Here is a 7,843-nt window from a genome sequence, read left to right as displayed (position 1 = left end):
CTCAGCTTTTGTACTCAATCAAGTACTTAGTCTGGTATGCATCGCTTCCTAGTCCTCTCCTTAATCGTCCAATTGCTTACTCAGACTACTGTGTGGCTGCTCATTTGGCTACTGAGTTACCAAAATGAGCGAACGGTGAGTCATAATGAATGGCACTAATCGGGAACAGCTTAAACAGTTCTTTGACTACCCGTAACTCTAGCTGCTTATTGGCTCGAATTGACGGTGGGAGTGGGTCCTTGCCTGCGATTATCAAACCGAGCTTGACGATGACAGCGTTTAGAGTAAGGCAGCTTCCGGTTAATCCGTCTCCCCCGTCTGGCTCGACGCATGACCCGCCGAATTTAATTAACATCACCCAACCCTTAATTATATCGGGTCGCCCTGCCTCGGGTATAGCCAATTATTAATTACCCGGTAAAATTGGGGTATTTTTGATTAAGGAAAAACACCGTAGGGGCAAAGATACGTAACCAATTAACACCACCCAACCCTTAATTATGTCGGGTCGCCCTCCGTCGGTTATCATCTGAAACCCCATACATTTAGACGGGGGCGAGTCGAGATAGGTTAATTCTCGCACCGAACATTTGTGCAGCGACTCGCCCCTACAGCCTACACCCTACAGGTTGTTATGTTTTTACAGCATTGCAGTTAGAATTCAACAATTCCTTATCGAAGATGACAATCTTGACAATCCTCCTCTGCCCAATCCTTGCTACCCCCTGGTGCTACAGTAACTGTATAACCTGTACCGCTCAAATCCACGATTGATCCGCCGGATGAAACATTCCTGGCAGGAGAGCGTATCGTTAAAGAGCAGGGTAGAATGAAACGATTATGGCATCTGTACCCAATCCCTCCCTTGATGCTGGTTTAGCGGCTCTCAAACAGGGCAATTACGATATGGCGATCGCACATCTAGAAGGTGTCTGCGAATTTGAGTTAGATGAAGCCATTATTTCCCGCGCCAGTGTCGCCCTAGTCAAGGCTTATCGCCGCAGTGGTGATCCGCAAAACGCGATCGCGCTTTGCCAAACCCTTAGCCAAGATCTCAATCCCAAGGTGCAACAATGGGCAACTAATACCTTACCGGAACTCATGGCGGAATCCCCGCCTCCAGCCAATCAGACGGAGTTTACACCAGCAGAAGACACTTCAGCCAATCCCACCGGATTTGTTCCCCTCAACTCGCCCTCCTCCCCAACCAAACCGGGAACGATTAAACAGCGATTAACCGATTCGGCTAAACGCCTGTTTACAGCGGGTAAACCGCAACAACAGTCTCCGGGAAACCAACCCTCTCCTCAACCCTCATCCCAACTCCCGGTAGCTTTTACACCGCCTTCCGCGCCCTCTGTCTTTTCCCCCAGCCCTCGGTTTCGCAACTTAGGGCGTGCAGAAAACTGGCGTCCGTTCAAACGCCCGAAATTAAGGCAATTGGGGTTAATTGGGATTGCAAGTGCGATCGCCTTTGCTTGGGTGCTGCGTTTCTGGCTAAAGTTTTTAATGGCAACCACCAATACTATTTTGGTGCAATTGCCGCTATTATCACCCATTCAATGGTTCTACCGTGATCCCACTCAGGCTTTAGCTGTCTTGGCTATCTTGGTGCTAATCGTCTCTCCCTGGTTAATGGATTGGCTATTAAGACAGGTGTATGGATTAGAACCGCTATCCATAAGCCAACTCTCGGCGCGATCCTCAGAATCGGCTAAAGTGATCCAACGGTTTTGTCGTCAACGCCGTTTACCGTTACCGACGCTGGGTATTTTACCCACAGAAGCGCCATTAGCGATAGCTTACGGGAATTTACCGCGCACGGCTCGAATTGTCGTCAGTGAAGGACTTTTATCACAACTGGCTGAAGACGAAATTGCCACGATTTATGCGGCTCAGTTAGGGCATATTGTTAACAGGGACTTTATCTTAAGTTCTCTAGGCACATTAATTCTCCAGTTTCCCTATCTCCTTTATCTATATGTTGCTCAAGGGGGAGAACAGTTAGCGGAATGGATTCGGCGCAAATACCCCGCCACTCAACGAGTGTTACCGCCTCTGTGTTTAGGAATTACCAGTGTGATTTCCAGCATCAGTTACGCCACCTACTGGCTACTGCGCCTCCCCCTGCTATGGTTTTCCCGGATTAGAATTTACTATAGCGATCGCGTGGCGATAGAAACCACTGGAAATCCCAATGGCTTAACCAGGGCGCTATTGAAAATTGGTTTAGGGATGAGTGATGCAATCCACCAAGCCGAACAAACCCGCCCGTTGTGGGATAGCTTTGATTTAGTCTTACCCGTAGGATACCGCCAAGGATTACTTTTAAGCAGTTGTTCACCCCATGTTCCCTTTGAACGGGTTTTACAGTGGGAATGTACCAACCCCTACCGCCACTGGTTAATTATCACAGCCGCGCATCCATTATTAGGCGATCGCTTGCATTTGTGCGCCCGTTATGCTCTTCATTGGAAACTGGGGACAGAATTAGATTTACCCATACCACCACCACCCATACGGGATAATAAAACACGCTTGTCTAAACTCATCGCCAGTTATGAAGCTTTTCCCTTATTTCAAAGTGTTCTATTAACCGGATTTGTTGTCGGTGTTGTGCTGCGAGTGGGGTTTTGGTTACTCGGTATAATTAGTGATTGGCTATCTCGCTGGTGGATCACTGGATTCTGGCGGCTAATCTGGTTACACAACGCCGGGTCATTTCTTGATGCTTGTATCCTAATTGCGTTTAGTTTAAGTATTATTCTCTGGATTAACCGTTACTTTCCCGATATCAAACCTGCGGCGATTCGTCACCAACCCAGCTTGGAACAAATGCTAGCTGATCCGAATGCGTTACCCTCTACCCATCAACCTGTGGAATTTACAGGTAAACTTTTAGGGCGACGCGGATTGCAGAATTGGTTAGGGGTGGATTTAATTATTGAAACGGATAGTGGTTTAGTTAAACTGCATTACTTTTCAATTTTAGGTTCTCTGGGTAACTTACTCCCCCTGGGAACTCGCCCTAGTGATTTAGTCGGTGAATCGGTGACGGTAATGGGTTGGTTTCGGCGGGGGGTGACGCCTTGGATTGATGTGGAAACATTGAGTACATCAGATGGGAAAGTCAGTCGCGCCCATTATCCATTATGGTTAGTGATTCTGGCTGTAGTGGCGGCGATATGGGCATCCTATTTAATTTGGACATTACCCGCATAGATGTTTTTTAACTCCCTTTTACCACGGCGATTAAAATCGGAAGTATGTCAAATGTCACTAAATTCATCCTTTTGTAGGGGCGGGTTTAACTACTAACATCTTTTGTCACCCTGATGTCATTAAACCCGCCCTTTTGGTAGGGGTGAGCCTTTGTAACCCTCGTTTACCACGGCGATTAAAATCGCTGCTACACAAACAAAGTCCGCCTACGCGGACTGGGTTATAACAGAGGTGGCTAACCCTGATTTTATATAACATCTTTTGTCGCCTTAATGTCGCTAAACCCACCCTTTTGTAGGGGCGGGTTTAACTACTAACATTTGTTGTCACCCTGATGTAACTAAACCCGCCCTTTTGGTAGGGGTGAGCCTTTGTCACCCTGGTTTACCACGGCGATTAAAATCGCTGCTACACAAACCAAGTCCACCTACGCGGACTGAGTTATAACGGGGGTGGCTAACCCTAATTTGGTATAAATCTTTTGTCACCTTAATGTCACTAAATCCACCCTTTTGTAGGGGCGGGTTTAACCACTAACATTTGTTGTCACCCTGATATAACTAAACCCGCCCTGACTAAGTGCCATAATCCTGGCGACAAAAACCAAGCCTAACGGGATCAGGTTTGAAACTGTTCGCTGTTCCCTGTTTCCTCCCCTCACCACAAGACTTATTCAGCCGCCCCTAATTAACAGCATATTCGGTAAATTGGCGTTTAAAGGGGGAGTAAAAGCCGATGACAATATCGCTTTTCGGGATTCCCATTTCTACGAGTTCGGCTGCAATGTCGTTTTCTGTACCGTTGTGTTGAAGCCAGATTTTTCCGTCTTTAATATTAAGATGTAAAATACAACCATAGATCCGTCGTTCGCCCTGCCAACCAATATGCACAAGTTGGTAGTGATCTCTAGTCGTGTCGAAAATAAGTTCGGTTTCAACCTCTTGATCGTTACGACTAAAGGCGGCATAGTCTTGCAGGAGTTTCTGCACAATTTCACGGTATTGATCTAGTTTAGCCATTGGTTAATAACCTCCTGTTGTGGGTTGTCAACAATTAATTTTAATTGTTGACTATTAATGATACCTTGAGCAAGTTGTGTAGCGAAACAGGTTATAGCTTGCTATTTAAGGTCAATGTATTTCTATCGGGTTATCATCTAAGCTAAAATAGAGGCGTCAAGTTGAAACAAGATCATTCCAATGGTAGTCCGACAACCCCGATACAGCAAAGAAGAATTTGCTCGACGTGGTGACAAAATCTACGAAACTCAGGTACGTCCTCAAGTCGAAGCCGGGAATCACGGTAAGATTGTGGCAATTGATCTGGAAACAGGAGATTTTGAGGTTGATTCCAGTGAAATAGCGGCTTGCGATCGCCTAGAAGCACGTCATCCAAATGCTCAAATCTGGATAGTCCGCATTGGTTCGCGCTATGTTCGTCGTTTTGGTGGACGTGGGAAAAGAACGGCATGATTACAGGACGTGTCAATGCAGACTTTGAACCCATTATTCCCCTTTCAATTTATGACGTTAACGGCAAAATTTATACTCAAGAGGCAATCATAGATACAGGTTTTAATGGTTGGCTTTCACTGTCTCCAGATTTGATTAATCAGTTAAATTTAATATGGAAAAGACGAGGACGCGCTCTTCTAGGCGATGGTAGTGAATGTATTTTTAATGTCTATGAGGCAGTTATACTCTGGGACGGATCTCCTCTAAGAATTCCCATCGATGAAGCTGATTCAGAACCCCTTGTGGGAATGTCATTGATGGAAGGTTATCAACTCATCTTTCACCTTATCGCAAACAGCCATATAGCCAGAGAAAAAGGGGTCATCATCATAGGTAGTGTCTTTGAGAAACAGCGTCAACGAGTTACCATCCGCACTCCAAATTGAACGGATAATCGTGATATTAGCATGATGTTCTCGTTCGATAGGCAGAAGTACCCAACGCCCCTCAATTTCCATAAATTCGGGTTCGTAATATCTGAGAACCGACTCCCAATTTTCGGGACCTTCATGTTTTTCAATAATTCTGTCCCAGCGCACGGATTTAATTTTTTCCAGGGTGTCTGTTGATACGTTAGCGAGTTTCATAGTCTGGTTTAGCTGAAAGAAGGGATATCAATCTGACTTTTTTTTGCACGAAAGGAGGAGAATTCAAAGCCTCTCTCCTTGCAGGAGAGAGGTTTGGAGAGAGGTTTTCCAAATCCCGTGAAGTCAGAATAATTACGGTGCCATAACGTTCTCTGGAAACTGTCCAATCACATTACCCGCAGGCGCATATTGGCAAACCACATAGAAGGCATTATACTGAGTCCCTTGAATGGTTTTAACGCCCCGTGCCGCACCACATCCTAATTGGGTGCTATTCTTCCACACCACCTGAGTAAAATGCCCTGTTTCTGAAGAAAATCCAGGATTGGCATAGTCATAGGCTGAAACCTCGTTGTACCAATTTGTAACCGCTTGGTTTGCCAGGGTAGCGGCGTTTACAGAGGATGCTGTCGTGTACGAAACATAGAGGTTTTCTCCTGCATCCGAGTCACTGTGTTCAAAAACGCCATTGCTTGCCAGATAATTCGCCCAATTTTGAGCGCTGTTGTTCAGAGAATCACTCAGGGTCATATCTGGACTATTATGGGTGTTCCGATAGGTATTGTGCTGAGACAAAGCTGTGCTGCGAAATGTACTTAGGTTTATCCCTGTTTGCCCGATAACGGGGTGAGTGCCGATTATCCCCAAGGGTATTATTGTTGCCAAGCCGAGACAAATACCTTTAACGAATTGCTGCGGATTCATAGGCTATTCCTACCTGCAGATGGAAAAAAGTTGTATATCCAAGCTAACTGATCAATTGATTGAATGTCCAGGAGACGGCTCAAACCCCAGAGATGGTTAATGAGATAGTTCGGGCAGTTCATTTAGTCGTTATGTTGATCGGTTGTAAAAACGCAAGGAAACCCAACTCCCTGGAAAAAATCTGTCGTATTCAGCCAACCTTTTATCAAAAAATTTAGATAAAAATTGGACGCACAACTTTGAGAACTTCATGCTTGAGTTTAGCAAATAGGGTCATCGATCGCGTTTCGATAGAGACATAGCCTGTCATTCCCGGTTTCATGGGATTTGTCTCATCATTGGTAATCGAAAGTCGTACTGTCCAGATGGGTTTGATTTGGTTTTCATCAGATTGCAGGGCTGAGGAAATATTCTCCACTGACGTAGTATAGGGTTGCAGTTCTCCTTGTTTGTAGAACTTAACCTTATCGCCTTTTAGGATAAACTTTTCATCTTCTTGGCGAATCTTGGCAATGACGGTTAAGTCAGATAAATCAACAATTTCCATGATTTTTTGACCCGCAGGATGCCAGGTATTTTCCAGCAAGTCTAAGTCTTCGGTGGTAATCGTTCCCGTTGTATCGGCGACTAAAATTAGTTGATTTCGTCGGGAGAGTTGACGTTGAACTTCTGCGGTTAATTCTTGAACGTGACGCTGACGATCCTTAACCACAAGTTGGGCAGCGTTCAGGTTTTCTTCGACGGATATTCTGGCGGCGGTGGCGGCGTTTAATTCAGCTTGGGCGCGGGTTAATTTATCATTAATTTCCTTGACGAAAGCTTGAATTTGGGCTTGTTTTCTGCTAATTAAACTGGTGAGTTCAGCCAGTTCTCCTTGACGACTATAGGTATCATCTATAAGTTCATCAACCCGAATCGCTGGAATTACAGAACTCCCCGCTTCTTGGTTCACGGCTTTGATGGTTTTCAGACGCTGCTGGCGAATTTTGAGACTGGCAGAAAGTTGCTCTTTTTTCTGGTAAAGTCCTTCAATATCCCGTTCTAATGCTTGTATTTGGGGGGGATAATTGCCTTGGCGGATGCTAGCTAATTCTTGTTGAACTCTATTGGCGGCTTTACGGGCATTCTCTTCTAAGACTAACATTTCCCTATGGTTTGCCCGTAAATTTTCGACTAATCGCAAGGCGTCTTGTAGGGCGGATTGGGCTTTTCCCAGTTCAGTTTGGGCATTAGCGATCGCGCTTTCAATTTCTTGGCTTTCTAGTTGTACGAGTTTATCACCTTTGCGGACAGATTGATTGGGTTTGACATAGATTTGTTTGATCACACCAGCCACTTTTAAGGTAACATCTTGGCGGGCGTTGGAGGTAGAGGTAATATCGGCTTCCCCGCGTACTGAGTGGGGGAATTCGGGGATAAAGGTAACGTATCCGACACCTGCCATAATTGCGGTAATTAGGAGCCATTTTTTTAGGTTAATAGAGGGGCGTTTTTCTGGTTTGGCTAAATTGGGTGAATCTGATGCTGATTGTACTGGGGGTTTAGGTTGTGGCGGTACAACTTTGAGTTGATTTTGGTGGGTATTAACAGAAGGGTTCATGATGAAATAATCCTCATTTTAATTTTTCTGGAGGGGCGGGTGTCATTATTGTCCTGTCTCACCTTACCCAGAGGTAAGCTGTCATGCATTTAAATTGGGTATTAGTAGCGAGCAAGATGCTCAATGTAGCGAGCAAGATGCTCAATGTAGCGAGCAAGATGCTCAATGTAGCGAGCAAGATGCTCAATGTAGCGAGCAAGATGCTCAATGTAGCG

The 7,843-nt window shown here is 45.3% G+C and carries 6 protein-coding genes and 2 pseudogenes; 3 read left to right on the top strand and 5 right to left on the bottom strand.

Annotation, left to right across the window (positions count from 1 at the left end; translation table 11 throughout):
* Nucleotides 1–139: 139 nt before the first annotated feature.
* Nucleotides 140–341, bottom strand: a pseudogene (locus tag RIB93_RS14640) (RRXRR domain-containing protein); the annotation flags it as partial.
* Nucleotides 342–840: 499 nt separating this feature from the next.
* Here RIB93_RS14640 and RIB93_RS14635 point away from each other — a divergent pair.
* Nucleotides 841–3,222, top strand: coding sequence for a M48 family metalloprotease (locus RIB93_RS14635; protein ID WP_446373484.1), 2,382 nt, complete (start codon nt 841–843; stop codon nt 3,220–3,222).
* 683 nt (nt 3,223–3,905) lie between these two features.
* Here the strand turns inward: RIB93_RS14635 and RIB93_RS14630 are convergent.
* The gene (locus RIB93_RS14630) at nt 3,906–4,241 is read right to left on the bottom strand and encodes an element excision factor XisI family protein (protein ID WP_446373483.1); all 336 of its coding nucleotides are present in this window, start codon (nt 4,239–4,241) and stop codon (nt 3,906–3,908) included.
* Nucleotides 4,242–4,421: 180 nt separating this feature from the next.
* Between RIB93_RS14630 and RIB93_RS14625 the strand changes: the two genes are divergently transcribed.
* A complete protein-coding gene (locus RIB93_RS14625; protein ID WP_446373482.1) occupies nt 4,422–4,694 on the top strand; it encodes a hypothetical protein in 273 nt (90 codons plus the stop codon).
* Nucleotides 4,691–5,053, top strand: a pseudogene (locus RIB93_RS14620) (clan AA aspartic protease); the annotation flags it as partial. The gene RIB93_RS14625 and the pseudogene RIB93_RS14620, both read left to right, overlap by 4 nt.
* On the opposite strand, the gene RIB93_RS14615 reads toward RIB93_RS14620, so the two are convergent.
* The 3 genes from RIB93_RS14615 to RIB93_RS14605 form a co-directional block, all read right to left on the bottom strand.
* Nucleotides 4,988–5,323, bottom strand: a complete 336-nt coding sequence (locus RIB93_RS14615) for a hypothetical protein (RefSeq protein ID WP_446373481.1) — start codon at nt 5,321–5,323, stop codon at nt 4,988–4,990. The pseudogene RIB93_RS14620 and the gene RIB93_RS14615 sit on opposite strands and share 66 nt — an antisense overlap.
* Nucleotides 5,324–5,455: 132 nt before the next feature.
* On the bottom strand, nt 5,456–6,028 hold the full coding sequence (locus tag RIB93_RS14610) for a CAP family protein (protein ID WP_446373480.1): 573 nt from the start codon (nt 6,026–6,028) through the stop codon (nt 5,456–5,458).
* Between the two features lie 214 nt (nt 6,029–6,242).
* Nucleotides 6,243–7,628, bottom strand: coding sequence for an HlyD family secretion protein (locus RIB93_RS14605; protein ID WP_446373479.1), 1,386 nt, complete (start codon nt 7,626–7,628; stop codon nt 6,243–6,245).
* Nucleotides 7,629–7,843 lie beyond the last annotated feature (215 nt).

It is taken from the genome of Coleofasciculus sp. D1-CHI-01 (assembly GCF_040218875.1).
Taxonomy (GTDB): Bacteria; Cyanobacteriota; Cyanobacteriia; order Cyanobacteriales; family Coleofasciculaceae; genus Coleofasciculus.
Note: the sequence above shows the minus strand (reverse complement) of the source record. Positions and strands in the feature narration are given on the sequence as shown.

Coding starts and splice junctions, on each gene's coding strand:
- RIB93_RS14635 (WP_446373484.1), top strand. CDS start 841: ATGGCATCTGTACCCAATCCCTCCCTTGATGCTGGTTTAGCGGCTCTC.
- RIB93_RS14630 (WP_446373483.1), bottom strand. CDS start 4,241: ATGGCTAAACTAGATCAATACCGTGAAATTGTGCAGAAACTCCTGCAA.
- RIB93_RS14625 (WP_446373482.1), top strand. CDS start 4,422: ATGGTAGTCCGACAACCCCGATACAGCAAAGAAGAATTTGCTCGACGT.
- RIB93_RS14615 (WP_446373481.1), bottom strand. CDS start 5,323: ATGAAACTCGCTAACGTATCAACAGACACCCTGGAAAAAATTAAATCC.
- RIB93_RS14610 (WP_446373480.1), bottom strand. CDS start 6,028: ATGAATCCGCAGCAATTCGTTAAAGGTATTTGTCTCGGCTTGGCAACA.
- RIB93_RS14605 (WP_446373479.1), bottom strand. CDS start 7,628: ATGAACCCTTCTGTTAATACCCACCAAAATCAACTCAAAGTTGTACCG.